Annotated in this window: 25 protein-coding genes and 1 pseudogene; 6 read left to right on the top strand and 20 right to left on the bottom strand. The window is 72.3% G+C overall.

Features of this window, described 5'->3' with window-relative positions; all coding sequences use genetic code 11:
* Window positions 1–26: 26 nt before the first annotated feature.
* Window positions 27–959: a M56 family metallopeptidase gene (locus tag ACY34M_RS17470; protein WP_462716827.1), complete on the bottom strand. Its 933-nt coding sequence runs from the start codon at window positions 957–959 to the stop codon at window positions 27–29.
* Between the two features lie 9 nt (window positions 960–968).
* Window positions 969–1,337 carry a BlaI/MecI/CopY family transcriptional regulator gene (locus ACY34M_RS17475; protein WP_462716826.1) on the bottom strand — a complete coding sequence of 123 codons (369 nt, stop codon included), beginning with the start codon at window positions 1,335–1,337 and terminating at the stop codon, window positions 969–971.
* A gap of 125 nt (window positions 1,338–1,462) precedes the next feature.
* Here ACY34M_RS17475 and ACY34M_RS17480 point away from each other — a divergent pair, with 125 nt between their 5' ends.
* From ACY34M_RS17480 to ACY34M_RS17495, 4 genes are read left to right on the top strand one after another with little or no spacing between them, the layout of a single operon-like run.
* Window positions 1,463–2,131 carry a DedA family protein gene (locus ACY34M_RS17480; protein WP_462717200.1) on the top strand — a complete coding sequence of 223 codons (669 nt, stop codon included), beginning with the start codon at window positions 1,463–1,465 and terminating at the stop codon, window positions 2,129–2,131.
* Window positions 2,128–2,736 carry a phosphatase PAP2 family protein gene (locus ACY34M_RS17485; RefSeq protein ID WP_462716825.1) on the top strand — a complete coding sequence of 203 codons (609 nt, stop codon included), beginning with the start codon at window positions 2,128–2,130 and terminating at the stop codon, window positions 2,734–2,736. The genes ACY34M_RS17480 and ACY34M_RS17485 overlap by 4 nt, the downstream gene beginning before the upstream one ends.
* Window positions 2,737–2,795: 59 nt before the next feature.
* Entirely contained in the window at window positions 2,796–3,458 is a 663-nt protein-coding gene (locus tag ACY34M_RS17490; protein WP_462717199.1) for a response regulator transcription factor, read from the top strand.
* Window positions 3,459–3,487: 29 nt separating this feature from the next.
* Entirely contained in the window at window positions 3,488–4,855 is a 1,368-nt protein-coding gene (locus ACY34M_RS17495) for a sensor histidine kinase (protein ID WP_462716824.1), read from the top strand.
* 376 nt (window positions 4,856–5,231) lie between these two features.
* Here the strand turns inward: ACY34M_RS17495 and ACY34M_RS17500 are convergent, their stop codons facing one another.
* The 13 genes from ACY34M_RS17500 to ACY34M_RS17560 all read right to left on the bottom strand — a co-directional run bounded on the left by ACY34M_RS17500 (window position 5,232) and on the right by ACY34M_RS17560 (window position 18,875).
* A complete protein-coding gene (locus tag ACY34M_RS17500) occupies window positions 5,232–6,089 on the bottom strand; it encodes a COG4705 family protein (RefSeq protein WP_462716823.1) in 858 nt (285 codons plus the stop codon).
* Window positions 6,079–7,383: an MFS transporter gene (locus ACY34M_RS17505; protein WP_462716822.1), complete on the bottom strand. Its 1,305-nt coding sequence runs from the start codon at window positions 7,381–7,383 to the stop codon at window positions 6,079–6,081. The genes ACY34M_RS17500 and ACY34M_RS17505 overlap by 11 nt, the downstream gene beginning before the upstream one ends.
* Window positions 7,383–8,516 (bottom strand): PLP-dependent cysteine synthase family protein, encoded by a 1,134-nt coding sequence (locus ACY34M_RS17510; protein WP_462716821.1) that lies wholly within the window; start codon window positions 8,514–8,516, stop codon window positions 7,383–7,385. Before ACY34M_RS17510 ends, ACY34M_RS17505 begins: the two co-directional genes overlap by 1 nt.
* Window positions 8,517–8,613: 97 nt before the next feature.
* Window positions 8,614–9,027 (bottom strand): hypothetical protein, encoded by a 414-nt coding sequence (locus tag ACY34M_RS17515; RefSeq protein WP_462716820.1) that lies wholly within the window; start codon window positions 9,025–9,027, stop codon window positions 8,614–8,616.
* A 54-nt stretch (window positions 9,028–9,081) separates the two neighbouring features.
* The gene (locus ACY34M_RS17520; protein ID WP_462716819.1) at window positions 9,082–9,753 is read right to left on the bottom strand and encodes a response regulator transcription factor; all 672 of its coding nucleotides are present in this window, start codon (window positions 9,751–9,753) and stop codon (window positions 9,082–9,084) included.
* Entirely contained in the window at window positions 9,746–10,852 is a 1,107-nt protein-coding gene (locus tag ACY34M_RS17525; protein ID WP_462716818.1) for a sensor histidine kinase, read from the bottom strand. Before ACY34M_RS17525 ends, ACY34M_RS17520 begins: the two co-directional genes overlap by 8 nt.
* Before the next feature lie 101 nt (window positions 10,853–10,953).
* Window positions 10,954–11,493, bottom strand: a complete 540-nt coding sequence (locus ACY34M_RS17530) for a hypothetical protein (RefSeq protein WP_462716817.1) — start codon at window positions 11,491–11,493, stop codon at window positions 10,954–10,956.
* 131 nt (window positions 11,494–11,624) lie between these two features.
* Complete coding sequence (locus ACY34M_RS17535) at window positions 11,625–12,716, bottom strand: peptidase C39 family protein (protein ID WP_462716816.1); 1,092 nt, start codon at window positions 12,714–12,716, stop codon at window positions 11,625–11,627.
* Window positions 12,713–14,857 carry an iron ABC transporter permease gene (locus tag ACY34M_RS17540; protein ID WP_462717198.1) on the bottom strand — a complete coding sequence of 715 codons (2,145 nt, stop codon included), beginning with the start codon at window positions 14,855–14,857 and terminating at the stop codon, window positions 12,713–12,715. Before ACY34M_RS17540 ends, ACY34M_RS17535 begins: the two co-directional genes overlap by 4 nt.
* A 14-nt stretch (window positions 14,858–14,871) precedes the next feature.
* Window positions 14,872–15,945 (bottom strand): iron-siderophore ABC transporter substrate-binding protein, encoded by a 1,074-nt coding sequence (locus tag ACY34M_RS17545; RefSeq protein WP_462716815.1) that lies wholly within the window; start codon window positions 15,943–15,945, stop codon window positions 14,872–14,874.
* Window positions 15,946–16,025: 80 nt separating this feature from the next.
* Window positions 16,026–16,892: an ABC transporter ATP-binding protein gene (locus ACY34M_RS17550; RefSeq protein WP_462716814.1), complete on the bottom strand. Its 867-nt coding sequence runs from the start codon at window positions 16,890–16,892 to the stop codon at window positions 16,026–16,028.
* Window positions 16,893–17,058: 166 nt separating this feature from the next.
* The gene (locus ACY34M_RS17555) at window positions 17,059–17,955 is read right to left on the bottom strand and encodes a helix-turn-helix domain-containing protein (protein ID WP_462716813.1); all 897 of its coding nucleotides are present in this window, start codon (window positions 17,953–17,955) and stop codon (window positions 17,059–17,061) included.
* A 62-nt stretch (window positions 17,956–18,017) separates the two neighbouring features.
* Window positions 18,018–18,875: an SDR family oxidoreductase gene (locus ACY34M_RS17560; RefSeq protein ID WP_462716812.1), complete on the bottom strand. Its 858-nt coding sequence runs from the start codon at window positions 18,873–18,875 to the stop codon at window positions 18,018–18,020.
* A 134-nt stretch (window positions 18,876–19,009) separates the two neighbouring features.
* On the opposite strand from ACY34M_RS17560, the gene ACY34M_RS17565 reads away from it, so the two are divergent.
* Window positions 19,010–19,357, top strand: coding sequence for a winged helix-turn-helix transcriptional regulator (locus ACY34M_RS17565; RefSeq protein WP_462717197.1), 348 nt, complete (start codon window positions 19,010–19,012; stop codon window positions 19,355–19,357).
* A gap of 28 nt (window positions 19,358–19,385) precedes the next feature.
* A pseudogene (locus tag ACY34M_RS17570) lies at window positions 19,386–19,817 on the top strand (DUF1097 domain-containing protein); the annotation flags it as partial.
* A gap of 28 nt (window positions 19,818–19,845) precedes the next feature.
* Here the strand turns inward: ACY34M_RS17570 and ACY34M_RS17575 are convergent.
* The 5 genes from ACY34M_RS17575 to ACY34M_RS17595 are packed head-to-tail and all read right to left on the bottom strand — an operon-like array spanning window position 19,846 to window position 25,532.
* Window positions 19,846–21,132, bottom strand: a complete 1,287-nt coding sequence (locus ACY34M_RS17575; protein ID WP_462716811.1) for a C-glycoside deglycosidase beta subunit domain-containing protein — start codon at window positions 21,130–21,132, stop codon at window positions 19,846–19,848.
* Between the two features lie 44 nt (window positions 21,133–21,176).
* The gene (locus ACY34M_RS17580; RefSeq protein ID WP_462716810.1) at window positions 21,177–22,523 is read right to left on the bottom strand and encodes an MFS transporter; all 1,347 of its coding nucleotides are present in this window, start codon (window positions 22,521–22,523) and stop codon (window positions 21,177–21,179) included.
* A gap of 4 nt (window positions 22,524–22,527) precedes the next feature.
* A complete protein-coding gene (locus tag ACY34M_RS17585; protein ID WP_462716809.1) occupies window positions 22,528–24,054 on the bottom strand; it encodes a GMC oxidoreductase in 1,527 nt (508 codons plus the stop codon).
* Window positions 24,051–24,437 carry a C-glycoside deglycosidase beta subunit domain-containing protein gene (locus ACY34M_RS17590; RefSeq protein ID WP_462716808.1) on the bottom strand — a complete coding sequence of 129 codons (387 nt, stop codon included), beginning with the start codon at window positions 24,435–24,437 and terminating at the stop codon, window positions 24,051–24,053. The genes ACY34M_RS17585 and ACY34M_RS17590 overlap by 4 nt, the downstream gene beginning before the upstream one ends.
* Window positions 24,438–24,494: 57 nt before the next feature.
* Window positions 24,495–25,532, bottom strand: a complete 1,038-nt coding sequence (locus ACY34M_RS17595; protein WP_462716807.1) for a sugar phosphate isomerase/epimerase family protein — start codon at window positions 25,530–25,532, stop codon at window positions 24,495–24,497.
* Window positions 25,533–25,644 lie beyond the last annotated feature (112 nt).

Genomic DNA, 25,644 nt, shown 5'->3' on the forward strand with positions numbered 1-25,644 from the left:
TTCCCTCACGCACGCCGGAGAACGGCTCAGGGCCCCGCTTCACCCTGGGCCACCTCGATGTCCTGGTGCGTACTGACCGCGCCGTCGGCCGCCGCACCGAAGGACAGCAGCGCGCAGACCGCCAGCAGGGCGGCGATCCAGGGCGCGGCCCTGCGGGGCGCGGGGGCGGGACCGAGGAGTGCGGTCACCCGCTGCGGTACCGGGCCGGTCGCGGCCGCGGGTGTCAGTACGGGGCGCGGGGAGTCGGCCTCGCGCGTCGCAAGGGCGGCGCGGGCGATGGCGCGCGCGGTCAGGCGGCGGTCCCCTACGACGATGGCGGCGACCTCGTCGGCCGCGCGTTCGACTGCGAGGCGGATGGCCTCGCGGACCGGGCGCAGGGCGGGGTGGCAGTGGGCGGCGACCTCGGCCGCGGCGAGGAAGTAGTGGTGCCCCCCGGCGTTGTGGGCGCGCTCGTGCGCGAACAGCGCCTCGCGCTCGCGGGCTCCGAGGCTGCGCAGCATGGCGCTGGTGACGACGATGCGGTGCGGGCGGCCGGGCAGCGCGTACGCGTCCGGATACGGGGACTCGACGACACACAGGTCGCCCGCGGTGGGCCGGCCGGCGGCTCGGGAGCGCGCGGTGCGCAGCGCCGTGGTCTGCCGCACCACCGCGCGCCCCAGGGCGAGCGCGGCGAGCACCAGTAGACCGGTGGCGAGCGCGGCGAGCGGGAGCACCAGGTGCCCGGAGGGCGTCCGCAGCGGGTGCACCAGTTCACCGAGAGCCGCGAAGGCCGGGATCTTCAGCAGTCCGGTCAACGCCAGCGTCCCGAGCGCCCCGACGGTCCCCGCCGCAAGGAGCAGCGCCGAGAGGGCCAGCGTCCACAGCGCGAATCCGGGCGAGCAGCGGCCCGTGACCCGACGGGCCAGGAGCGGTGCCGCGCAGGGCAGGAGCAGCGGGATCAGCAGGATCGCGATCGTCATGGGACCCCTTTACGGACTCTCTTCCAGGAGCCGGCGCAGGACCTGCTCGTCGTCCGGGTCGAGCTGGGCGACGAAGCGGGCCAGCACCGTCTCCCGGTCGTCGTCCCTGTCGAGCTCGCCGTGCATGCGCAGGGCGGTCAGACCGTGCGGGTCCTGCACGGGGCGGTAGGCGAAGCCGCGGCCCTGCCGCTCCCGCTCCAGCGTCCCCTTCTCGTACAGCCGGGACAGGATCGTGGTCACCGTGGTCCGGGCGAGCCCGGAGTCGAGCTCGGCCTGGACCTGCGACGGGGTGAGCGCGGTGCCGCCCGCCCACAACGCGGCCAGCACCGCGGCCTCCAGTTCACCCGCGGGCCTACGGTCGTCCTTCTCGGTAGCCATGGGAACGATCCTCCCCTCCGCATCGTCTACAGTAACGTAGACCGTCTACAGCTTTGTAGTCGATCGTGTGCTGTGCAAGCCGGGTGCCGTACCGCCGGTCGCCCACAGGAGAGGAACGCATGCCGATGACCACACCCGTGGTTCTATCGTCGCAGCTCGCCGTGAACCCACTCGACGCGCAGTCGCTGCTGGCCGCCTTCGGCGTGCTGGGGGTCGGCGCGGTGATGTTCGCCGAGACGGGGCTGCTGATCGGTTTCTTCCTGCCGGGCGACTCCCTGCTGTTCACCGCGGGGCTGCTGTGCACGGGCGGCGGGCAGCACGGCGTGCGGCTCTCGCTCGGACCGCTGCTTGCCACTGCGGTGCTCGGGGCGCTGCTCGGCGCGCAGTGCGGGTATCTGATCGGGCGTCGCGCGGGCGGTGCCCTGCTCGCGAGGCGCCGGTCGCGGCGGCTGCACGAGGGGGCCGCCAGAGCCGAGGAGCTGCTGGCGCGGTACGGGCACGCGAAGGCGATCGTGCTCGCGCGATTCGTTCCCGTGGTGCGGACCGTACTCAATCCGCTCGCGGGCGCCCTCGGGGTGCCGGTCAAGGTCTTCACGGTGTGGCAGGTCGCCGGTGGCCTGGTGTGGAGCGTCGGCCTGACCCTCGCGGGATACGCGCTGGGCTCCTCGATCCCGAACGTGGACCGCTACTTGTTGCCGCTGGTCGCGCTGATCGTGGCGCTCTCCCTGCTCCCGCTCGCCGCCGAGCTCTACCGCGGCCGCAGGCGGGGCTCCACGAAGGAGGTCCGCGGATGATCCTCGCGTTCGACGGGTCGTCGGTCGACGGCTCCGTGTACCTGGACGTGACCGGGCTGGCCAAGCGCTCCCCCGGCTGGCTGGACGGTGCGGTGACGGCTTGGTCGGCGTACGGGCTCGCGCTGTTCGCCGTGCTGATGCTCCTGGGCTGGTGGTGGGCCCGACGGGCGGGAGCGGCCGCCGCTCTGACGGCCCTGGCCGCCCCGGTGACCGTGGGCCTCGCCTACGCCGTCAATGACGTGGTGAAGCTGCTGGTGCGCGAGGACCGGCCGTGCCAGAGCCTTCGGGTGCACACCTTGGAGGCGTGCCCGGCGCCCGGCGACTGGTCCTTCCCCAGCAACCACGCGGCGATCGCCGCGGCGGCGGCCGTGGCTCTGCTGTTCGTCGCGCGGCGGCTCGGCGCGGTGGCCTGCGGGGCGGCGGCCGCGATGGCGGCTTCGCGGGTATGGGTCGGCGCGCACTATCCGCACGACGTCGTGGCCGGGGTCCTGGTGGGCGGGCTGGTGGCGCTCGTGACGATGCTTGCGGTGCGCCGCACGTCCGCCGCACTGACCCGGCGGCTGGAGGCGGCGGCTCCGCTACGGATGCTGCTGAGGGCGTCGTGAACGGCGGGCCCCGGGACGGGAGCCGGAGCGGGGTCGGGGTCGCTCCGGTCGAAGGAGCCCTGCGCCCCAAGGTCCTCGTCGTGGAGGACGACCATGCTCTGCGGGACGTCCTGCGTCGCGGCCTGAAGGACGAGGGCTACGATCCGGTGCCCGCCACGGACGGGGCCACCGCTCTGCGTCTGGCCACGGACGCCATCGCCGCGCTGATCCTGGACGTCGGTCTGCCGGACGCGGACGGACGGGACGTGTGTCAGGCGTTGCGGGCCAACGGGTTCGTGGCCCCTGTCATCTTCCTGACCGCCCGTCACCGGCTAACCGACCGGTTGTCCGGGTTCTCCGCCGGAGGGGACGACTATCTGCCCAAGCCGTTCCATCTCGCCGAGCTCGCCGCCCGGCTGCGCGCCGCACTCAAGCGGGCCGGTCCGCGCGCCCCGGCCACGACCGGTGATCTGGTCGTCGACGCGGTCGGTCACCACGTCACCGTGCACGGCGTCCGAGTCGCCCTGTCTCCTACGGAGTTCCGGCTCCTCGCCACACTCGCCTCGGCGGAGGGTGGCCTCGTACGCCGCCGCGAGCTGGTCCGGGCCGCGTGGCCGGAAGGCGCGCAGGTCAGCGACAACACCCTGGACCAGTACCTGAGCCGGCTCCGCCGCAAGCTGCGCGATGCGGGCAGCCGACTGACGATCGGCACCGCGCGCGGGATCGGACACCGCCTGTCGTGAGGCGTGCCCGGACCCTCGCGCGCCTCACGATGGCACCGCGCACACTGCGCGGCCGCCTCTCCCTCGTGGCACTGGCCACCGCCGCCCTGCTGATGACGGTCCTGACCGTGGTGTTCAACGCCGTGGTGGGCGAGCGGCTGCAACACCAGGCCGACCACGAACTGCGCGACCGGGCGGCCGCGGTGGCCACGACGGTCTACACCAGCGGTCCCCGCGTGCACGTCCTGGAAGGCGCCAACGACCAACTGCTCGACGCCAATGTGTGGATCTACGCCGGGCCCCGACTGCTGGAGAAGCCGCCCTCCACGGCGGCGCACGGGCCCCTGCCCCGGGCAGCGGGCCGACTGGCCGCACGGCAGCGCGCGACCTGCGCGACCCTCACCGGCCAAGGCCACCGGCCGGTCCGACTGTGCACCCAGCCCGTCCCCGGACCCGGCCACCGTGCCACCGCTTCCGCGACCGTCGTCACCGCCCTGGACCTGACCCCGTACCGGAATTCGGCGGACACCCTGCTGCTGGGCTCGCTCGCCCTCGACGCCGTGATGCTCGGCTGCACGTACGCACTCACCCGTCTCGCCGTCGGCCGGGCCCTGCGCCCGGTGCGAACCATGACCGACCAGGCCACCCAGTGGAGCGCCGTGACGTCCGACGAACGGTTCGGCGCGGACGGCAGCCCGGCCGAACTCGCCCGCCTGGGCTCCTCGTTGGACGCGCTGCTGGACCGGATACGTGCCGTACTGCGTCATGAGCGGCAGTTGACGGGCGAGCTGTCCCACGAGTTGCGTACGCCGCTCACCCGTATCGTCGTGGAACTCGACTGGTGGCGCTCCCGCCCGCGCACCCACGAGGAGACCAGGGCCACCCAAGAGGTGATCGCCGAGGCCGCCCGGTCCATGCGCACGATCTGCGACACCCTGCTGGACGACGCCCGCGAACGGGCCACGGACTCGGCGACGGCCCCCGGAACCACCGATGTCGCGCGCGTCCTGGACCGCGTCCTGCGCGGCCTCTCCCCACTGGACGGGGTGAGAACCACGCTGGCGAAGGGACCTCCCGTACAGGCGGCGGCCGTCTCCCCCGCCGTGCTCGAACGCATCCTCCACCCGCTGCTCACCAACGCCACCCGCTACGCCCGCTCGCGGGTGAACGTGTCCGTGCTGGGCACCCCCGGAACCGTACGTATCGATGTGGTCGACGACGGTCCGGGCGTGCCGGAGTGGTTCATGGGCGAGCTGTTCCAGCCCGGGCGACGGGCCGACGCCCGCGACGGGCACGACGGCGCGGGCCTGGGGCTGCCGCTCGCACGGCGCCTGGCCCGCGGGGCCGGCGGCGACGTGACCCACGACCCCGGACACGCGCCCGGGGCCCGGTTCACCGTCAGCCTGCCGAGCGGCTGAGCGCCCGGCGTTCGCGTACCTGTGCGAAGGCCGTCATCCCGAGGAGCACCGCAAGAAGAACGGCGGACGGGCCAGGATCACCGACCAGAACAGCGCCTCGCCCCTGAAACTGACGATGTCGCGGAGCTGGAACGTCATCCCGCTCACCTTCCAGGCACCGAAACTGGGCGCATCCAGTCGGGCCCACAGCGACGTCGTCGGCGAGGACTTCGGACTTCGGCACGTGTCTTGCTCCACTCAGGTCGGACGACAGGGTGCCCGTCCCCGAACCGGACGAGCACCCTGAGAGTTGCCGCGGCCACTCACGGCGGCCGGCAGCTCCGACGCTTGCACCAACACCCTGAACGCATCCTGAACGCGAACCCTTTCGTCGGGATCAGGCCGGAGCCCCGCTGGCCCGCTCCGGATCGGTGACGTCCCTGCGGGTCACCGCCAGGTACAGGACCAGGCCGAGGATGACGGCCAGGAACAGCGCACTGGTCACCACCGTGCCCAGGCCCACGCCGCCGTCCCCGGTCGGCTGCGAGAGGTAGTCGCCGATGGAGGCACCAAGAGGCCGGGTGAGGACGTACGCGATCCAGAAGCTCCACACCGCGTCGAGGCCTAGCGCGAAGTGCGCGACGGCCACCGCGCCAATGGCGGCGGCGAACAGCACGGCGGACAGCCAGTAGCCGAGAGCCATGCGTTCCGACACCAGGTCACCGGCCGCGGTGCCGAGGGCGAACGTGAAGAGCACCGCGAGCCAGTAGAAGGACTCGCGGCCGGTGGTGTCGATGCTGTGAATGGACAGCGTCCGCTCCCTGCGGAACCAGACCACGAACACGACGGCAAGAGCGAGGGCGAACACCGCCGTGCTCGTCTCCAGCGGCACCCCCATGTTGTCGGTGAGGTTGTCGCTGATCAAGGTGCCGACGACGCTGATCAGGGCCACGGCGAGCCAGTACACGCCGGCCTGGTAGGCACGCGTACGGAACTGCACCACGAGCACGACGGCCAACAGCGCGCTCATCAGCAGCGACACGCCCGTCAGCCCGAGGCCCGCCTTCTCGTTCAGCAGGTCGGCCGCGGTCTCACCGACCGTGGTGCACAGCACCTTGATGATCCAGAAGTAGGCGGTGACCTCGGGCACCTTGTTCCAGCGCGGCCGGGGCCGCGCCGCAGTGGCGGGGTCCCCGAGCCCGGGCGCCTCAGTGGGATCGGTTGTCTCGAACGTTTCGGACGTTTCATGGGTCATGGCGGACGACCGTGCCACCGGATGCCTGAACGCATCCTGACTGCCGCTCGGCACGCGGATCCGGTCGACGGTCGCCGAGGCGTCCGCCGCGGGCGAGGGCCGCGACGGACGTGGCGCAGCCGAGACCGGTGAGAGTGAGTGCGCACCACGTGAGCCAGAGGGCGTCGTGGCGTACGGCGAAGTCCCACAGGGCGCCCGTGGCCAGGTTGCCCAGGGTGATGCCGAGGCCGGAGACCGTGTTGTACAGGCCGTAGTGCGTGGCCACGAGGCGGTTGCCGGAGAGCGCCACGACGGTGTCCATCTCGAAGGGGTAGACGACGGCGCTGCCCAGGGCGAGCAGGGTCACGGCGACGACGAGCGCGCCGACGACCGCCCACGCGGCACCGGCCGGGGCCAGGGCGAGGGGCAGGAACGCGAGCCCCATCGCGGTCAGCCCGCGCACCAGCGCCCGCGGCGGATCCCAGCGTTGCTTCGCCCAACCCGTCAGGCGCAGTTGACCGGTCACGGCGACCGCCGCGGACACCACGAACAGTCCGCTCGTGGCCCACGTCCCCCGGTCCCCCAGTGCGCTCCGCGCGGCGAGCGGCAGCGCCAGGTACACCTGGAAGGTCAGCACGTACGAGCCGATCATCGCGAGGGAGAAGAGTAGGAAGGGCCGGTTGGCCACGACGGTGCGCCACTGCGCGAGCACGCTCTCCCGTCCCGCTTCCGCGCCCGCCCCGCGCCGCGCGGGCAGCGACCGCGCCTGCATGACGGTGAGCGCCGCGAAGACCAGGGCGGCCGTGGTGCACACGAGGCGGAAGTCGGCTGCCAGCAGGGCGAGTCCGACGAGCGGGCCGAGCAGCATGCCCGCCTGGTAGTAGACGTTGAAGGTGGCGAAGGCGTCCACGCGTCGCTCCCCCGCCTCGGCGGCCAGGTAGGCGCGGACGGCCGGGTTGAACAGGGCGCCCGCGAAACCGGTGGCCGCGGACGCGACGATCAGCGTCGGCAGGTTGTCCACCCAGCCGAGCAGCCCGAAGCCGACGGTGCGCAGCAGGCAGCCCGCCATGATCGGCGCCTTGTAGCCGAAGCGGTCGGCGAGGGTGCCGCCGATGAGGAACATGCCCTGCTGGGAGAAGTTGCGTACGCCGAGCACGAGCCCGACCGCCCAGGCCGCGAGGCCGAGCGCGCCGGACAGGTGCGCCGCCAGGTAGGGCATCAGCATGTAGAAGGCGAGGTTGATGGCGAACTGATTGACCATCAAGAGCTGTACGGGGGACGAGAAGGAGCGGGTCTGACGCCAGATGCCGATCATCACCGCTCGACCCCGGCTTCCTCGGCCAGCGGGTCCGTGACGTGCGTGCAGCGCGTCCAGCGGGTGACCACACGGTCGCGGGGGCGCTCGATCTCCTCGGGATCGTCGGCGGGCGGATCACCGCCGAGCAGGCCGTGTTCACGGCAGTACGTGTCGTCGAAGACGGTGCCGACGTAGCGTTGCGGCCCGTCGGGGAACACGGCGACGATGCGCTCCTCGGCGGGCAGCGTGCGGGCCAGCCAGCGGGCCACCAGGGCGACGGCGCCTACGCTCCAGCCACCGGTCGCGTAGTGGCGGCGGGCCAGGTGGCGGGCCGCCCACACCGCTTCGGGCGCGGCGACCCAGTGCACCTCGTCGAACAGGTCGTAGGCCACGTTGCGCGGATGGATGCTGCTGCCGAGGCCCCGCATGAGGCGCGGCGCCGCGGGCTGGCCGAAGATCGTGGATCCGGTGGTGTCGACGCCGACGACGCGCAGGTGCGGGAAGAAGCCGCGCAGCACGGAGGCGATCCCCGCCGAGTGGCCACCGGTGCCCACGGAGACGACGAGAGTGTCGATCCGGCCGAGCTGGGCGACGAGTTCATGGGCGAGCGGGGCGTACGCGGCCACGTTGTCGGGGTTGTTGTACTGGTCGGGGCACCAGGCGTCGGGGTGGTCGGCGAGGAGTTCCGCGACGCGCAGCCGCCGGGCCTCCTGCCAGCCGCCGACGGGGTGCGGGGTGACGACGAGGTCGACGTCGGCGCCGTAGGCGGTGAGCAGCCCGGTCATGAGCGGTTCCATGCCGGGGTCGGTGACCACGGTGACCGGGTGTCCGTACGTGGCTCCGGTCAGCGCGAGGCCGAGCCCCAGGGTGCCGGAGGTGGATTCGACGATCCGCGCGCCGGGGGCCAGTCGGCCGCGCTCGCGGGCCGCGCGCACCATGTGGAGGGCGGTGCGGTCCTTGATGCCGCCGGGGTTGTGGCCTTCCAGCTTGGCCCAGAAGCCGCGGCCGTCGGCAGTGAAGGGGGCGCCGATCCACAGCACGGGGGTGTCGCCGACCAGACCGGCCGGGGTGCGTTGGGGGCGCTTGGCGTCGGCGAGGAGTTGGGCGGGCGGGGCGGGCGTGCGAGGAGCGGTGGTCGGACTCGGGTTCATGGCGTGGCTCTCCTACGGCCGACGTCAGGGGATGCCTGGACGGTCGGCCGCTCGGTGTACGGGACCGGCTGTTCGGACGTGACTGCGCGGTGCGCCGTCAGGTCCGCCAGACACCGAGCCGGGAGCGTTCCCGCACATCGGGAAGGGCACTGGGTGGCCCGTCAGGAGGGAGCCTGCGCTGCCGCGTCGCTACGCCGGCCTCGGCGCGAGGCACCGTGAACTGCACTGCGTCGGGCGCGACGTGAACGCCGCGCGGCGCCTGCATGCCGGGCTCGTCCGCGCCGCGGCACTCCTCGTCTCCGTCGTGTGCGGGATGCGACGGATGGGCGGCCGACCGGTCGCACGGGTCGAAGGAGACGGCGGCGATGGTGTCGGCGCGGGCGACGGAGCCCGTCGGCGCGGGGCCGTGGGCGCAGCACAGGACATGGAGCAGCGCCGCCAGCAGCACCACAAGAACCGCACCGGCCCATGACCCGGTGCGGTGGTCGCGACGCACGGACGAGATCCCCATCGCGACAGAACGTAACGGATCACGCACGTAAAGTGCATGTAAGGGTCCGCCGGGTCAGGCCAGGCCCGCCGCGAGAGCCCGGCGCACCGCGTCCGCACGGTCGCGGATGTCGGCCTTGGCGAACAGGTTGTTGATGTGTGTCTTGACCGTGGCCTCGCTGATGAAGAGCTTTTCGGCGATGGCGCGGTTGGGCAGGCCCTGGCCGATGAGCGTGAGCACTTCGCGTTCGCGCGGCGTGAGGTCGGCGGGCAGCGACTGCGGCGCGGCGGCCGTCGGCGGGGTGGTGCGCACCGTGGCGAGGAGCCGGTCCTGGACCTCGCGGTCGAGGACGGACTGGCCTGCGGCGGCCGCGCGGATCGCCCGCAGGATGTCCTGCCGTCCGGCGTTCTTGGTCAGGTAGCCGCGGGCGCCCGCGCTCAGTGCGGCCAGGATGGACTCGTCGTCGGCGAACGTGGTCAGCACGACCACCGCCACGCCGGGGTGTTCCGCGCTCAGTCGGCGGGTGGCCTCGGTGCCGTCCATCTCCGGCATCCGCAGGTCCATCAGCACCACGTCGACCGGTCCGGCCGCCACGGCGGCCAGCACCTCCGTACCGTTGGCCGCGGCCGTGACCACGTCGATGTCCTCGGACAGGGCGAGCACCGCCGCGAGGGGTTCGCGGACGGCGGCCTGGTCGTCGGCGACGACCACTCTCAACCGCTGTGTCCCGTCGGCCTGTTCACTCATCGGGGATCTCCGCCTCCACCTGCCAGCCACCTGCGTCCGGTCCTTCGGTGACCGGCCCTGCCGTAAGCGTGCCACCCAGCAGGGCGACCCGTTCGCGCATCCCGATGAGTCCCATCCCGCTGCCGAGCCCGGCGGTCACCGCGCGGGTCGCGGGCCCGTTGCGGATCGTCAGCGTCGTCGATGCCCCGCCGAACGCGAGCGCCGCCGCGACCGTCCCGCCCGGAGCGTGCCGGCCCGCGTTGGTCAGGGCCTCCTGGGCGATCCGCAGCAGGTTCTGCGTCCCGCGCGCCGACAGCGGCCGGACGGTGCCGGTGACCGTGAGCGCGTCGCGGTGACCGGACGACTCCAGCATCGCGGTCAGCGTCTCGACGAGCGGCAGGGCGTCCTCGCGCAGCGCGCGCACCGTCCACTGCGCCTGCTTGAGGCTCTCCTTGACCATGCTGTGCGCCTTGTGGTTCGCCTCGCGGACCTTGTCCAGGTCGCCGGTGTCCAGGAGGGCGTCGGCGAGCTCCAGCTGCATGTTGATCCCGGCGAGCGAGTGCGCGAGGACGTCGTGCACGTCGCGGGCGATCCGGCCGCGCTCGGTCAGTACGGCGGCCTGCGCCTCGGCACGCGCCGCCCGCTCGGAGGACTCGGCGGCCTCGATCACGGCCTCCAGCGCCCGCTGTTTGCTCCGGCTGAGCATGCCCGCCACCACGGGAAGCCCGGTGGCGAGTCCCAGGCCCCACGGCAGCTCCTGCTGCGCGCCGACGCCGAAGTACAGCACGGCGCCGCACAAGAGACTGCTCGACGCGGCCAGCGGAATCGACCACTTGGGAGGAAAGCGGTAGCCGATGTGGCCGACGAGGAAGAACGCGAAGAGATAGCAGGCACCGCTTCGGCTGACTCCGATGAGCGCGGCCGACGCGACGACACCCAGCGACAGTCCTACGAGAACGGTGCGCTGCGAGAACCTGTCTTCGGGCAGTTGCCGCGCCAGCAGTGCGAGCGAACACAGCACGAGGAGGGCGGCGACCGCGAGGCCCCGCCCGCCGAACCCCAGCGGCCGGACGGTCGCGAAGCCGCAGGCGATGACCGCCAGCGTGACGGCTCCGTGCATCCTGGGGTCCCTGCGCGGGAGCGCCGGTCGCCCGGACTCCGGGGCGGGCCCGGTGTCCGGACGGCTCTCAGGTGTTGCCACGGCGTGACGATAACCCACCATCAGGCGGCACGGTCCACGCTCGGCACGGGTCCCGTCACCGACGTGCGCCGCCCGCGGTCCACGAGACGGCTGCGGACGAAGATGGTGGCCAGTCGCGTGACGACCTCGGTGAGTGCCATGAGTACGAACGCGGCGACCCACGCCTGATCGCTGGTGATGTGGTGGGTGATGCTGAAGCGCGCGACATCGTCACCACCGCCGTGCTCGGTCCACAGCTGGAACCCCATGCGTGCCCCCATGCCGAGCACCCACAGCACCGCGGAGACCGCACCGGCCTTGATCAGAAGGTGCTCCCCCGACACCCGGATCCGGGTGTAGACGCCGCCCCCGATGCCGAGCGCGGCGCCGACGGCCACCAGGGTGCCGATCAGCACCAGGTCGTTGCCACCGGTCGGGACGGAGTCGAGGTACTGGTGCGCCACGAAGGCCACGATCCCCAGCGGGACGAGGAAGGACTTCCAGTCCAGCCGCCCTTCCCGCAGCTGCCGGAAGACGACGAGGATGAGAGCGATGTCGGTGATCCACTCGGTCGTTGTCATGCCCCAAGACTGCTGCGGAAGCCCGCGAACCACCTGGACCCATGGGTGGACCTCCGGGTGGACATCGACCGGACGAGACGGTGGAGACCACCGCTCCCCCTCCCCGGACCCGCGCACCAACTCGCTTTCCTTCAGCTCACGTTGGCGTCTGGTTTGCCGATCGTCACGGCGCCCCGGAAGCGCGTCGCCGAGATGGTCGACATCGTGTCGAGTGAGATGTCGGTGACGGGGAGCAGGTGGGCGTCGACCCAGGTGTCGCCCGTCGCCGCGTTGGCCCACGGGTCGTCGATCACGAGTGCGCCGGGGACCGCGCCGTGGCAGAGCACCCAGTGCGGTACGTCGAAGCCCTGCATCGCGGCGAGCGAGAGCAGGAGCAGCACGTGTTCCTGTCGGGCGAGCGCGTCGCGGATGGCGTTCATGGAGAGGTGGCGCGAGTCGACGGGGACGCCGATCCGTGCGGCCTGTTCGCGTGACTCGCGTTGGAGCAGGGCGCGCCAGTCCTGGTCGTCGTCCGGGAGGTGGTCGAGCAGGACCGGCTCGTCCACGTCGAGGTGGATCGTGACCGGGGACGACGGCCACGCCCGGCGCACGGCGACGCCCAGGCCGACCGGTTCGCACGCGGGGAAGTTGGTCGCGTCGCGCCACAGCGTCAGTTCCGCCCGCCGGTCGACCGTCTCCGGCGGCACCGTCCCCGCGTGCGCCCGGGCCATCAGGGCGGTGACCGCGCCGCACGTGAAGTGTGTGGTCTGGCGGTAGTACGGGGGTTCGCCCACCTCGCCGTCGTGCAGCCAGCGTACGTAACCGGTGGCAGGCCCTTCTCCCTCCCCGGGCGGCGTGAGTGGTGCGCGCAGTGGGGTGAAGCCGGCGGCCTCGGCATCCTCGGGGCTTGCCGTCCAGCCTTCCCACTTGACCTGGGCAAGCCCCCGGTCGCGTGCGTGGGCGACGACGGCCGCGACGGCCGCCTGTACGTCGCCGACCGCGTCGACGATCTTGAGGTAGGCGGTGCCCGGGCGCGCCGACACGAGAGCGGCGGCGGCCCACTCCGCGCCGTCGTCGCCGGGGACGGTCACGAGGTGCGGGCCGTGGGGCGAGCGGTCGACCGTGTGCCAGCGCTCCGGCACGTCGAGGTGTGCGAGGCGCTTCAGCAAGGCTGGTGACGTATCGGGCTCGAAAGGGTGCACGGGTGTTTCCTTCGCGGGGGACGTTCTGTGGCGCGGCGTCATGCGCGGGACCTCCGGAGCACCCACACGAAGTACGGGGCGCCGACCAGCGCGATCATGAGGCCCGCCGGAATCTGGGCGGGTGCGACGACCGTGCGGCCGATGGCGTCGGCCACGCAGACGAGCACCGCGCCGAGCAGCATCGCGACCGGGATCGCGCGGGCGTGCCGGGCGCCCACCAATGAGCGGGCGAGGTGCGGGGCGACGAGCCCCACGAAGCCGACGACGCCGACGGCGACCACGCTGAGCGCCGCCAGCACCGCGGCGATCGCCAGTGCGGTGAAGCGGGTGCGTTCGACCTTGACGCCGACGATGCGCGGGGTGTCCTCGTCGACGGCGAGCAGGTCGAGCCGCTCGCGCAGGGCGAGCAGCACGGGCAGCGCGAGCGCCAGGGCCACGGCGACGGGTACGACGTCGGGCAGCGTGCGGCCGTACGTCGTACCGGAGAGCCAGGTGAAGATGCGGGGCGTGTTGTACGGGTCGGCGCGCAGGAGGAGGAACGTGGTGATCGCGCTCAGCCCGTATCCGCAGCCGATGCCGATCAGGACGAACCGGTCGGGCAGGAAACCGCCGCGCCAGGACAGCAGGGCGACCACAGCGAACGTGGCGAGCCCCGCCGCGACCGCCACCGCGATGAGCACCGGCTGCCCGCCGGGCAGGTCCGACGTGACGACACTCGCCGCCCCGAGCCCGGCGCCCGCGGTGATGCCGAGCACGCCGGGCTCCGCCAACGGGTTGCGTACCGCGCCCTGCACGACGCAGCCGGCCAGTCCGAGCGCCGCGCCCGCGAGCACCGCTGCGGTCACGCGCGGCACCCGGTCGTCGAGCGCCTGGCCGATCAGGTCCGGTGCCAGGCCCTGGACCCACAGCGCGATGTCCCCCGTACGCAGCCAGAGGCTTCCCGCGAGGACCGCCACGACGGCCGCCACCGCCAGGAGTGCCACCGCGCCGAGCACGACGAGGAGGAACGCGCGGCGCGTCCGTGCGGCGATCCGCGCGTGCGGTGGCCGCGCGGTCCGACCGGTGTCCCGCATGCGCAGCGCGAGGGCCACGATCACGACGGCCCCGAGCAGCGCGGTCGGTACGCCGGTGGGGATGGCGGCGGCTCCGTCCGCGCCCTGCACGGCGCGCAGGACGGCGTCCGCGAGCAGGATGAGCAGCGCGCCGAGCAGCCCGGAGGCGGGCACCGCGTAGAGGTGCCGGCGCAGCGCCCGGACGCGCCCCGCGAGCAGGCGGACCAGGACGGGGGCGCCGAGGCCGACGAACCCGATCGGCCCCGCGAGCGTCACCGCGGTGCTGGTCAGCAGGACCGCGCAGAGCACGGCCGCGACGCGGGTGCTCCGGACCGGGACGCCGAGGGTGGCCGCGGTGTCGTCGCCGAGGTTCAGCACGTCGAGGCGCCGGGAAAGCGCCAGGGCGAGGCACAACACCAGGACCACGAGGGGCCAGGCGCGCACCGCCGCGTCGATGTTCAGCTGCGCCAGCGAGCCGCTCCCCCAGGCGAAGAGGCCGGTCGTGTTCTGGTTGAACAGGATGAGCAGCGCCCCGGTCGCCGCGTCCAGGGCCATCGCCGTGGCCGATCCGGCGAGGATGAGGCGGGTGCCGGAGGTGCCCGCCGCGCGGCCCGCGAGCATCAGGACGAGCCCCGCCGCGACGAGCCCGCCGACGAACGCGACGGCGCCGGACGCCCACAGCGGGACGGCGAGGCCGAAGGCCGCGACGAGGGTGAGGGTGAAGTAGGCACCGGCGGTGACCGCGAGGGTGTCGGGCGAGGCGAGGGCGTTGCGCGTGACGGACTGGAGCAGCGCGCCGGCGGCGCCGAGGGCGACACCGACCGCCACGCCCGCGAGCAGGCGCGGCAGGCGCGAACCGGTGAAGATCTCACCGACCGGCGCCCCGCCGTCACCGGTGTGCTCCCGGCCTCCGACGAGATACCGCACCAGGTCCCCGACGCCGACCCCCGAAGTCCCCTGCGTCAGATGCCACATGCCGACGAGGACGGTCGCGCCGAGGAGCGTCACGAGGACCGCCACGCCGGACGGGCCGTCACCACGCTCGACGCGCGGCGGCGGTTGCCCTCCGGGGGACGGCACGAGGGGCGCGCCCGCCTCTGGTGACGCCTTCGCTTCGGTCGGGGCGCCCATGTCCTGTCGTGTGCTCACTTCTTGTCGAGTACGTCGACGTACGCGTCGATCGCCTGCTCGCAGGAGCGCGGGCCGCCGGCGCCCCAGACCCGCGCGGGGAAGGAGTGCGCGCGGCCTTCCTTGACGGCGGGGATGGTCTTCCAGATCGGGTTCTTCTTCAGGGCCGAGACGTAACCGCCGGCTCCTTCGTCGTTGGCGTAGAAGAGGTTGGCGTCGCCCACGGCGGTGAGTCCCTCGACGTCGGTCTGGGCCAGGCCGTAGGACTTGTCGACGCCGCCGTCACCGTGGTTCTTGTTGACGGCCTTGGTCCACGCCGGCTTCATGCCGAGTTCCTTGCCTATCTCGGTGAACAGGGCGCCGTCGCTGTAGGGGCGGACGGTGAGGTTGCCGCCCTCCAGCCATCCGTCGAAGAACAGGAAGTCCTTCGTGGGCAGATCGGCGTCGGTGACCTTCTTCTTCGCCGTGGCGAGGTGCTCGTCGAACTCCTTCAGCACCTGATCGGCGCGCTCGGTGCGGCCCGTCGCCTTGCCGATCATGCTGAACACGTCGCGCATGTTGCCGATCGGGTCCTTCGGGTCGGCCCCCTTCGTCACCAGCACGGGGACCTTCCGCTTCTCCAGCTTCTTGACGGTCTCGTCGTCGGCGTCGAACGCCTCCACCACGACGAGGTCGGGCTTCGCCGCGTAGAGGGTGTCGAGGTCGGGCTCCTCACGGGTGCCGATGTCGGTCACCCCCTTGGGCAGCTTCTCGGCGCTGACCCACGTGCTGTAGCCCTTCGCGTCGGACACGGCGGTGGGGGTGACGCACAGCGTGAGCGCGTCCTCGACCTGCTGCCACTCCAGGACCGCGATCCGCTCGGCGGGCTTGTCGAGCTTCACGGTGCGGCCGACGCCGTCCTTGAAGGAGACCGGCTTCGTCGAGGTGGTCGTGGTGTCTGAGGCGCAGTCCTTCGACGCGGGCGACGCACTGGCACCGCTGCCGGCTCCGGCCTTGCCGGCCTCGTCGACACCGGTCGTGCCGCAGGCCGTCGCGGCGAGGAGGAGGAGCCCGGTGGAGGCTGCTGCCGCCAGGAGACGGGCACGGTTCATGAAGGGGCCTCTTTCTTGAGATGTGACCGCGGTACGCGGAAGTGAGGAGGGAAGAGAGGAAGGAAAGGCGGTATGCCGCTTCAGGCGGAGTGGCGTCCGATCGGGTCGATGCGCAGGCGGCCCGTGCGGGCGTCCGTGCTGACCTCGACCCGGATGTCGTAGACCTCGCCGATGTTCTCGGCGGTGAGGACGTCGGCGGGTGCGCCGGACGCGTGGACGTGCCCGGAGCGCATCAGGACGAGCGTGTCCGCGACCCGCGACGCCTGGTCGAGGTCGTGGAGCACGATCCCGACCGCGATGCCGTGCTGCTCGACGAGGTCGCGCACCAGGTCGAGCGTCTCGAACTGGTAGCGCAGGTCGAGGTGGTTGGTGGGTTCGTCGAGCAGGACGACGCCGGTGTCCTGGGCGAGGCAGGCGGCGAGCCAGACGCGCTGCAGTTCGCCGCCGGAGAGTTCCCCGACCGGACGGCCGGCCATGTCCCGTACGCCGGTGACACCCATGGCGTGGTCGACGGCGGCCCGGTCCTCGGCGGTCGGCCCGGCGAAGCCCCGGCGGTAGGGGTGGCGCCCGAAGGCCACGACCTCCGCGACCGTCAGCCCTTGGGGCGCGGGCCTCGACTGCGCGAACAGGGTGACCTCTCGGGCGAACTGACGCGCGCTGAGCAGCGCCGCGTCGCGCTCGTCCGGGCCGTCGGGGCCGCCGAGCGTGACCCGGCCGCCGTCCACCGGGTGCAGCCGGGACAGGGCCCGCAGCAGCGTGGACTTCCCGCTGCCGTTGGGCCCCACGAGGGCGGTCGCGCGGCCGGGTGCCAGGTCGATCGAGACGCCGTGGACGACCGGTTTGCCGTCGTACCGCAGGACCAGGTCGTGCCCGTTGAGGGCGGCGGCCGGCGGCGCGGACGTGTCGGCGACCGAACGCTCGGTGGGGCGAGGGGAGCGCGTGAACATCGATCAGTCCCGGTGGTCGGAGGGGTGTGGACCGCGGCACCCTCCGTCCGGTCGCCGTCGACCGGGCCGCGAACTCTCCCGCGCACGGGCAGCACCGTTCGCGTCGAGCAACAACTAAGGGTTACCTAACTCCGAGCAGGTTATATTCCGCCCGCCGCGTCGACAATCACGTGTTCGGGACACCCGATACGGGATTCCGGACATCGCCCGAGGTGTCGTCGGCCGAGTCGAAATAGGCGCCCGGCGTGGTGCCCATGACCCGCCGGAACGCGGCGATGAAGGAGCTGGGCTGTGCATAGCCGAGCGCCTCGGAGACCGTCAGTACGTCGAAGCCGTCGGCGAGCAGTGTCAGCGCCCGGTGCACGCGCAGCATCTGCCGCCACTGCGCGAAGGAGAGGCCCGTCGCCCCGCGGAACGCGCGGGTGACCGTGCGATCGCTGATCCCGAGCCGCGCCGCCCACTCCTCCAGGGAGCGGGTGTCGCCCGGATCGTCCAGCAGCGCCTCGGCGATCGGGTCGATCCGGGGATCGTTGGGCAGCTGGAGCGTGAACTGCCGCTCGGAGGGGGTCAGTACGTCGAAGACGACCGACTCGGCCCGGATCCTGGCCGCCTCGTCGAGATCCGTGCGGGACAGATGGATCAGCAGCGACTCGAGCAGCGGCGTCATCGCCATCGCCTTCGGCTCCTCGAAGGCGAACGCGGGCGGCGTGCGGTCCGGGGCGAAGAAGGCGTCGTGGAACCGGGCGCCCGCCGTCGACCGGCCACCGTGGGCGACGCCGGCGGGCATCCACAGCCCCTGCCCCTCGGAGACGGTGAAGACGCGGTCCCGCACACGGGACGTCAGCGTCCCGCCGCGCACCCAGACGAGTTCGTGGAAGGGGTGCGAGTGCGGCGCCCACTCGGTGGGAACGCGGGGCACCCGGAACCCGGAGGCGATGGCGAAAGGGGCCGCCACCTGCTCCGGGAGCGGCACGACCTCGCGCACCGCCGTACCCGCCGCCGTCGCACCCGCCACGCGCGGAGACGTCCCGGGGCTCTGCGCACCACGGGACGTTCGAACCATGCGGACGAGTCTATTCGGGGTGCTCCGCGCCCCCTCCCCCACCTCGCCCGCCTGCGGCCCGGCTACCGCAGCGCGTCCGCGATCGAGTCGGCGATCGGGGTGGTGGGGCGGCCGATGAGCCGCGCCAGGTCGCCGTTCCGCCGCGCGAGCAGCCCCTTCTCGACCGCGGTGTCCACGCCCACGAGGATGTCGGCGAAGGGGGCGGGGAGGCCCGCACCGAGGAGGATCTCCCGGTTCTGCTCGGGCGTGACGGGCCGGTAGACGATCTCCTTGCCGGACTGCCGCGCGACCTCGGCGGCGTACTCGGCGAGCGACCACGCGACGTCGCCGCTCAGCTCGTACGCCTTGCCCTCGTGGCCCTCGCCGGTCAGTACGGCGACGGCGGCCGCGGCGAAGTCGGCGCGGGCGGCGGAGGCGTACCGGCCCTCGCCCGCGTTGGCCACGACGGCGCCGTGCTCCAGGACCGGGGCCAGGTTCTCGGTGAAGTTCTCGTTGTACCAGCCGTTGCGCAGGAACGTGTACGGCAGACCGGAGTCGAGGATCGCCTGCTCGGTGAGCTTGTGCTCGGCGGCGAGCTCGAAGTCGGCGTCCGGGCCGCCGAGCACACCGGTGTACGCGAGGAGGGCGACGCCCGCGTTCTTCGCGGCATCGATCACGGCGCGGTGCTGGGCCTCGCGCTGCCCGACCTCGCTGCCGGAGACCAGCAGGACGCGGTCGCCCGCGCGGAAGGCGCCCGCGAGCGTCTCGGGGGCGCTGTAGTCGGCCACGCGCAGCTCGACGCCGCGGCCCGCGAGGTCGGCGGCCTTGTCCTTGTCGCGCACGACGGCGGCGATCTCCGCGGCGGGAACGCCCGCGTCCAGCAGTCCCGTGACGACCAAACGGCCGAGCTTCCCGGTGGCGCCGGTGACGACGTAGCTCATGTCTGAAATCTCCTTGATCGGTGGTTCGCCTCCACCGTAAAGCGACCACTAAGGATTCGTAAGTACCCACTTTGAAGTAAGGTACTGGTGTGAAGGTGAGCAGGGTCAGGGAATGGACGTCGACCAGCGAGGGCATGTGTCCGCAGCGCCTGGTCCTGGAGCACGTGACCAGCCGCTGGGGCGTTCTCGCGCTCCTGGCGCTGGAGGAGCGGTCGTACCGGTTCAGCGAGCTGCGCCGGGAGATCGGCGGGGTCAGCGAGAAGATGCTGGCGCAGACACTGCAGACCCTGGAGCGCGACGGCATCGTCCACCGCGACGCCAAGCCCGTGATCCCGCCCCGCGTCGACTACTCGCTCACCGCACTCGGCCGCGAGGCCGCGGCCCAGGTCCGCGCGCTCGCGGACTGGACGGACCGGCGACTGTCCGAAGTGGTGGCGGCGCGCGAGGCGTACGACGGGACGAAAAACGCCGAACAGGCGTAGCGACGCACCGGATCCGTGGGGAGGCTTCGCCGGGGTGCTCGACCTGTCGGCCCGGGCGGGATTCGCCGGCTGCACCGCCTACTTCGCCTGCGACAAGCGGCTCCTGCCCGGCGCCGCCCTCACCCTGACGAGCAGCTACGCCGGTCCGCTGTGCGCGTGGCTGATGATCCGGGGCGCCGAGGTACTGGGCAGCGCCGACTCCGCGTACGCGCTGACGGTCGGGGTCTTCGTCACGTGCATCGTGCTGCTCGGCCGGTTCCGGTGGACGTCGTTCGTTCCCGGCACGTTCGTCGGCTGCTACTCGCTCTTCACCATCGAGCGGAACGACATGGTTCTTCTTCTGGCCTCCCTCGCCGTCGGCATACTCGTGGGCTTCGTCTACGACGGGGGCGGCGCCCGGCTGTTCGGCCGCTGGAAGCCCGCGCCGGAAGGGGATGCCGCCGGAGGCAGCGCGGCTTGAGCGGCCGCGCCTGCCTCGGCTCCCCGGGTCACCCGGCCAGGAGCGAACGCAGCAGCGCATGCTGACGCCGTACCTGGTCACGCCCCCGGTACGGCTCCCGGCGCCCCTCGTACTCACTGGAGAGCCAGCCGCTCCAGCCCGCCGTGCGCAGGGCGTCGAGGATGTCGGACCAGGGGACGTGCAGGTCGTTCAGCCGGTCGTCGATCTCGAAGAACTTCGCCTGGATGAAGTGGACATGCGGCAGTACGTCGATCAGGTCGCCCATGGGGACGGCCAGGGGTTCCAGGAACGGCGGGCGCTTCTTGCCCTCGAAGCCCTCGTGGCCGTCGTCGACCGGCGCCGTCTGGAAGATGCCGGTGTCGACGAGGAGCTTGAAGTGCTCGCTGCCGGTGTCCTCGATGAAGTCGAGGTACGCCCTGGTCACCGGGTGCTTGATCGGGGTGGGGCTGTGGATCTCGGGGCAGATGACGATGTCGAGGTCGGCGGCGAGATCGAGGACCTGCTCGACGGCGGGCCGCCAGATGGGGTGCGGGTCGAGCTCCGGGGAGACGACGCCGAACTTCGGGCGGATGGAGGTGAATCCGAGCTGCTTGGCCAGGCGCAGGTCCGTCTCCAGTTGCGCACGGCCCTCTGTGACGGTCAGATCGCGCTCGCGCCACATCGCGGTGTCCACCCAGGAGCCGTAGTTGGTGGCGGTCAGGCCGTATCGGTCGAGGAGGGTGTGCCAGGTGTCGATCCAGGCCGGCTCGGGGTGCGGGTAGCCGGGGATGTTGCCTTCGCCGAGGATCTCGATGCCCGTGCCGCCGAGGTCGGCGATGTCGGCCATGGCGTCCTCGAGGCCCATCGAGGTGTATAGGTCGCCGGAGTAGCTGTAGAGGGAGACACCCAACCCGATTCCGTGAGCGGGCGACCGGTCGGGGACGATGGTGCAGGTCGCCGCCGCGCGGAACACCGAAGGACCCGCGATCTCGGGGATGTACGGGCGCCGGATGTGAACGGCGGCTTCGATGCGGTGCGTTCCGGCGCTCAGGCCGCCCGGCTTGGGGACCGTGACGACGGCGTCCTCGTCCAGTGGCCAGCGTACGTCGGTGGAGGCGCGCAGGGCGTCGAGGGTGTAGGTGCGACCCTGCAACGTCCAACTCGTCTGCTCCGGGGCGAACTTCTCGCCGTCGACGACGATGTCGGCGCCGTCGACGAGACTGCCGGCGATGCCGCGGTAGTTGGGGTTGCGCAGGCGAAGCTGGAAGCCGGTGACGCTGCCGTTGTCGGTGACGTTGCGGAAGCCGCGCTGCTGGATGAGGGTGCGTTCGAGCACGTCGGCCCGTCCTTTCCGGGTAGTGCGGTGCAGGTGGAGGGAGTTCAGGCGGCCGGGTGGTCGAGGCGGTACAGCGTCATGGCCGCGGCCTGGAGCACGCAGAGCAGCAACGGCGCTCCGACGAAGGCGATCTCGATCGCGCGGGACGCCGAGGCGTCCACGTGTCCGGCGTGGTAGCCGCCGAGGGCAAGGGCCCAGGCGAACAGGGAGCCGCCCAGCGCGGTGCCGACCTTGGTGGCGAAGCTGTACCCGGCGTACAGCAGTCCCTCGTCGCGCCGTCCGGTGACGCTTTCGTGGTGGTCGATGGTGTCCGAGACCAGGGCGGGCGCCGCGACGAACCCGAAGCCGCCGAGCAGATTGGCGAAGAGGAACAGCGCAAGGAAGCCGATCGGGCTGTGGCGCAGCGGGAACAGCGCGCCGTAGAGCACCGCGGTGGCGATCAGGCCGACGATGATGCCGCGGCGCTTGCCGAGGTGGCGCAGGGTCCACGGGGTGGCCAGGGAGCCCGCCAGCGCGGAGGCGGAGAAGGCGAGGAGGATGTAGCTGGTGGCCCAGGAGTCGTGGAGCACGTCGCGTGCGTAGTAGACGGCGCCCGCGGTGATCACGCCGAGGCGGACGAAGGCCAGCAGCGAGGCGAGACAGACGCCGAGCCAGTGCCGGTTGCGCAGCAGGGACTTGAGGGCGACTCCGGTCGCAGGCGCCACCGCGGCAGGGGCGATCCGTTCCCTGCACAGCGCGCCGACGGTCCAGTAGAGCAGGGTGCCGACGACGCCGAAGACGAGCGCCATGCCGGTGAACCCGCGCCCGAGGTCGCCGCCGCCGATCGACATCACCAGGGGCATGACCGCGAGGGAGACGGTGATCAGGCCGAGCGAGGCGCCGACGAACCGGTAGCCGCTCATCTTCAGGCGGATGTCCTGGTCGGAGGTGAGCATCGGCAGCATGGCGCCGTAGGGCACGTTCACCAGGGAGTGGCAGATGCCGACCACGACGAACGTGACACCCGCCCACACGGCCGCGCCCGTGCCCTGGCCGACGGAGGTGAAGGCGAGCACGAAGGCCGCGGCGAGCACCGGCGCCCCGAAGAGGACATAGGGGCGGGCGCGGCCGAAGCGGCTGCGCGTGCGGTCGACGACGATCCCGACGACCGGGTCGACCACGGCGTCCACGACGCGGCCGAGGAGCAGGATCGTGCCGGCGGTGGCGGCGGCCAGGCCCGCGACGTCGGTGTAGAAGAACAGCAGGAACGCGGTGAGGGTGGTCCAGGTGAGGTTGGAGGCCAGGTCGCCGAGGCCGTAGCCGAGCTGGAAGGCGCGGCCGGGCGGGCGGTGCCCCGCGGGGCGGGCGTCGGTGGACGGGTGGGCGGCAGCGGACACAGTGCCGTCCGACATGAGGTCACCCCCCTTCCACCTGAAGCGAGTCGGCGATGCTCCGGGCACCCGCCACGGCCAGCGCCACCGATGTCAGGGTCGGATTGCAGGCGGTGGCCGTGGGGATGACCCCGTTGCCCGCGACGTACAGGGCCTGCACACCCCACACCTCGCCGGACGGGTCGCAGACCGACGTGCCGTCGTCGACGGCGCCCATCCGGACCGTCCCCTGGTAGTGCAGGGACGCGCCGAGTCCGAGGGGGCGCGGTGCGTCGTCGAGGGGGTCGCCGAGGGCTTCGGCGGCGCGGCGGACGGCGGCGCGGGCCGCGTCGAGCGCGGCGCGGTCGCGGTCGGTGAGCCGGTAGTGGATGCGCATCGCGGGCATGCCGTAGCCGTCGCGGCGGTCGGCGTCGAACTCGACCCGGTCCTCGGCCCGCACGTCCTTCGCGCAGAACCAGCCGAGGCCCACGATCGAACCCGGCGCCGGCACGTCGTGGTCCACCAACGGCACGGGTGAGGCGTCGAGTTGCATCACCTGCCCGTGGAAGGGCTCGTCGTCGGTGTACGGCACCCAGCTCACGCCGCTGTGCCGGGCGAGCCCCGGCTCGGCGGCGCCGTCGTGGGCCGCTCCCACGTCCCGCAGCCGCACCGCGTAGACGAGTTGCGGCTGGTCGTTGAGGTGGCGGCCGAGGGCGGCGGGGCGCACGCCGGAGGCCCACAGGAGTTGCGGCGTGCGCAGCGCGTCGGCGGCGACCACGACGCGGGAGGCCCGGACGACGTGCTCACTCGCGTCGCCGCCCGCGCGCAGATCGCGTACGCGCACGCCGACGGCCCGACCGTCCTCGACGACGACGCCCGTCACCAGGGCTTGCGCGAAGAGGGTGTGTCGGGGGTTGGCGCGGGTCACGTCGCCGTAGACGACGTCGGCGCCGGACCAGGTGACACGGCCGTCGGGGGCGCGGCGCACGGCGAGTGGCATCGGGCGGACGCGGCGCTCCGGGGACCGGCCGCCGTCGAGGGTGTCGGCGAGGCGTTTGCGGACCTCGGCGGCGAACGGCGCGTCGTCGAAGGCGTGGGCGTCGACGCCGAGCAGCCGCTCGGCCTCGTCGAGGAGTTCGTCGAGGCCGGGCACGAAGGCGATGCGTTCGCTGTCGCCGGGGCGGGGGCAGGCGGCGGTCCAGTGGGCGCCCATGCCGCCGACGTTGCTGGACATCGCCGCGTTCGGGAGTCCGTCCTCGCCGGGTTCGCGGTCGGTGCCGGGCAGCAGGAAGGTGCCGGGACGGGCGAGACGGCCGTCGTCCGGGGCGGGGTCGGGGCCTTGGGAGCGGTGTTGTGCGCGCTCGCGTTCGGCCGGGTCGGCGATGTTCTTCACGTGCAGTCCGGGCGGGTCGGCGAGCAGCGGCCCCACTTCGAAGGTGGCGAGCCGGAGGTCGGGGCGCAGCTCGGACAGGACCCGTATGTACGCGGCTCCGCACGGCCCGCTGCCGACGACGGCCACGTCCACGTAGGCCGGGAAGCGGTCGTTCGCGGTGGCGCCGGTCGTCGCGTTCACGAGCCGAGGACCAAGCGCTTGCGGTCGCTGCCGCCGCCCGGCACCGGCATGTACGAGATCCGCAGCCGCACCGACACGGCGACCTCGTGCTCGCCGGGCGCGAGGGCTTCGTCGGTCTCGAAGGCGAGCACCGCCCGCTCCCCCATCTCCCAGCGGTCGTCGGTGACGTGCGGCATGTCCGCGAAGGTGTACGTGGCTCCGTGCACGGTGAAGGTGGTGCGCCCGGGCGGAACCGGTGTCCCGTCGACGGCGAGGTCGACGGCTTCCACCATGGAGAGGAACAGGCCCCGGTAGTAGGGCATCCTGACCTCCACCCGGCCGCCCGGTCGCCCGTCGTCGCGGGCGCGGAAGCCGTCCTCGCAGACGATGTACTTGTCGAACACGGTGTTGCTCCCTGCGGTCGTGATCGTGAAACGAGTGAAGTGAGGGGGGCGGTGCGGTCAGGCGGTGGTGTCGGTCTCGCCCAGGAGGCGGGCCAGCATCCGCTGCTGTCGGCGGACCTGCTCCACGCTGTCGACCTCGAAGGCGTCCTGGATGTGCCGGTTGCCCTCGTACTCGCTGGAGAAGTGGCCGGTGAAGCCGCCCTCGGCATAGACGGGCAGGATGTCCTCGTACGGGATGCTGAACTCGTCGCCGTCGTCGGTCATCTCGTAGAACTTCGCCTGGACGTGCCCGATGAAGGGCATGTGCGCGAGCGAGTCCTTCGGCTCGGTCCAGATGTAGTGGGTGGCCTGGCGGGCGAGGCCGAAGTCGACCGGACCGCCGCCCCGGTAGTTGACGATGTCCATGAGCGCGTGGGTGTCACCGTGGTCGTCGTACGTGCGCACGATGTAGTCGACGAGCTCCGGGCGTGCCCCGTCGCGCAGCGCGCGCTCGCTCACCACGCGCGGGAACCGCTTCACGTGGATGCCCATGTCGGGCATGAGCCCCAGCGCCTGCGGGCCGACCCGGTGCATGACGTCCAAGTGCTGGAGGATCCAGGGGTGTTCGTAGTGGAACGGCGCGTGCACCTCCAGCAGGATGCGGACGCCGTGCTCCTCGGCGTACGGGGCGACGGCCTCCATCACCTCGGGCGGGAAGTTGACGGTGGCCTTCACGATGGGGGCGCCCAGGCGGACCGCGATGTCGATGTCGCGGCGCACGGAGGCGGCCTGTTCCTCGGGGGTGAGGAGGCGGCCGGGGTGGAGCTTGGTGTCCAGGAAGGCGTTCGTGGCGACCGGTGTCGTCCCGTACGTGCGCATCCAGTCGTGCCAGCGCGCGAGGAACTCGTCGCTGAGCACGGGATAGCCGGGGATGGACTGCTCGGGGATGATCTCGATGCCGAGGGCCCCCATGCCGGCCGCCGCGGACACGCAGTCCTCGACGGTCATCGTGCGCAGGAAGTACTCCTCCTGGAACGAGTAGAGGCTGATGGCGCGGCGGATCCCGTGCTTGCGCTGCTGCGGCGGCGCGGCTGGGGCGGATGTCAGGGGCGTCATGCTCGGCTGTCGTCTCCTTCGTCGGCTGCGTGGGGCCAGTCTGTGGCCCATGCAGAGTAAATTCAAGATTCTGATTCTGTTTTTTGGACGTGCGACTCGCGTGCGACTCCAC

Source organism: Streptomyces sp. EDA2-14 (assembly GCF_054963755.1).

Coding starts and splice junctions, on each gene's coding strand:
- ACY34M_RS17505 (WP_462716822.1), bottom strand. CDS start 7,383: ATGATCGGCATCTGGCGTCAGACCCGCTCCTTCTCGTCCCCCGTACAG.
- ACY34M_RS17555 (WP_462716813.1), bottom strand. CDS start 17,955: ATGGTTCGAACGTCCCGTGGTGCGCAGAGCCCCGGGACGTCTCCGCGC.
- ACY34M_RS17475 (WP_462716826.1), bottom strand. CDS start 1,337: ATGGCTACCGAGAAGGACGACCGTAGGCCCGCGGGTGAACTGGAGGCC.
- ACY34M_RS17550 (WP_462716814.1), bottom strand. CDS start 16,892: ATGTTCACGCGCTCCCCTCGCCCCACCGAGCGTTCGGTCGCCGACACG.
- ACY34M_RS17545 (WP_462716815.1), bottom strand. CDS start 15,945: ATGAACCGTGCCCGTCTCCTGGCGGCAGCAGCCTCCACCGGGCTCCTC.
- ACY34M_RS17560 (WP_462716812.1), bottom strand. CDS start 18,875: ATGAGCTACGTCGTCACCGGCGCCACCGGGAAGCTCGGCCGTTTGGTC.
- ACY34M_RS17565 (WP_462717197.1), top strand. CDS start 19,010: ATGTGTCCGCAGCGCCTGGTCCTGGAGCACGTGACCAGCCGCTGGGGC.
- ACY34M_RS17470 (WP_462716827.1), bottom strand. CDS start 959: ATGACGATCGCGATCCTGCTGATCCCGCTGCTCCTGCCCTGCGCGGCA.
- ACY34M_RS17500 (WP_462716823.1), bottom strand. CDS start 6,089: ATGACCCATGAAACGTCCGAAACGTTCGAGACAACCGATCCCACTGAG.
- ACY34M_RS17530 (WP_462716817.1), bottom strand. CDS start 11,493: ATGACAACGACCGAGTGGATCACCGACATCGCTCTCATCCTCGTCGTC.
- ACY34M_RS17495 (WP_462716824.1), top strand. CDS start 3,488: ATGGCACCGCGCACACTGCGCGGCCGCCTCTCCCTCGTGGCACTGGCC.
- ACY34M_RS17510 (WP_462716821.1), bottom strand. CDS start 8,516: ATGAACCCGAGTCCGACCACCGCTCCTCGCACGCCCGCCCCGCCCGCC.
- ACY34M_RS17485 (WP_462716825.1), top strand. CDS start 2,128: ATGATCCTCGCGTTCGACGGGTCGTCGGTCGACGGCTCCGTGTACCTG.
- ACY34M_RS17540 (WP_462717198.1), bottom strand. CDS start 14,857: ATGGGCGCCCCGACCGAAGCGAAGGCGTCACCAGAGGCGGGCGCGCCC.
- ACY34M_RS17520 (WP_462716819.1), bottom strand. CDS start 9,753: ATGAGTGAACAGGCCGACGGGACACAGCGGTTGAGAGTGGTCGTCGCC.
- ACY34M_RS17580 (WP_462716810.1), bottom strand. CDS start 22,523: ATGTCGGACGGCACTGTGTCCGCTGCCGCCCACCCGTCCACCGACGCC.
- ACY34M_RS17595 (WP_462716807.1), bottom strand. CDS start 25,532: ATGACGCCCCTGACATCCGCCCCAGCCGCGCCGCCGCAGCAGCGCAAG.
- ACY34M_RS17515 (WP_462716820.1), bottom strand. CDS start 9,027: ATGGGGATCTCGTCCGTGCGTCGCGACCACCGCACCGGGTCATGGGCC.
- ACY34M_RS17535 (WP_462716816.1), bottom strand. CDS start 12,716: ATGACGCCGCGCCACAGAACGTCCCCCGCGAAGGAAACACCCGTGCAC.
- ACY34M_RS17525 (WP_462716818.1), bottom strand. CDS start 10,852: ATGCACGGAGCCGTCACGCTGGCGGTCATCGCCTGCGGCTTCGCGACC.
- ACY34M_RS17480 (WP_462717200.1), top strand. CDS start 1,463: ATGACCACACCCGTGGTTCTATCGTCGCAGCTCGCCGTGAACCCACTC.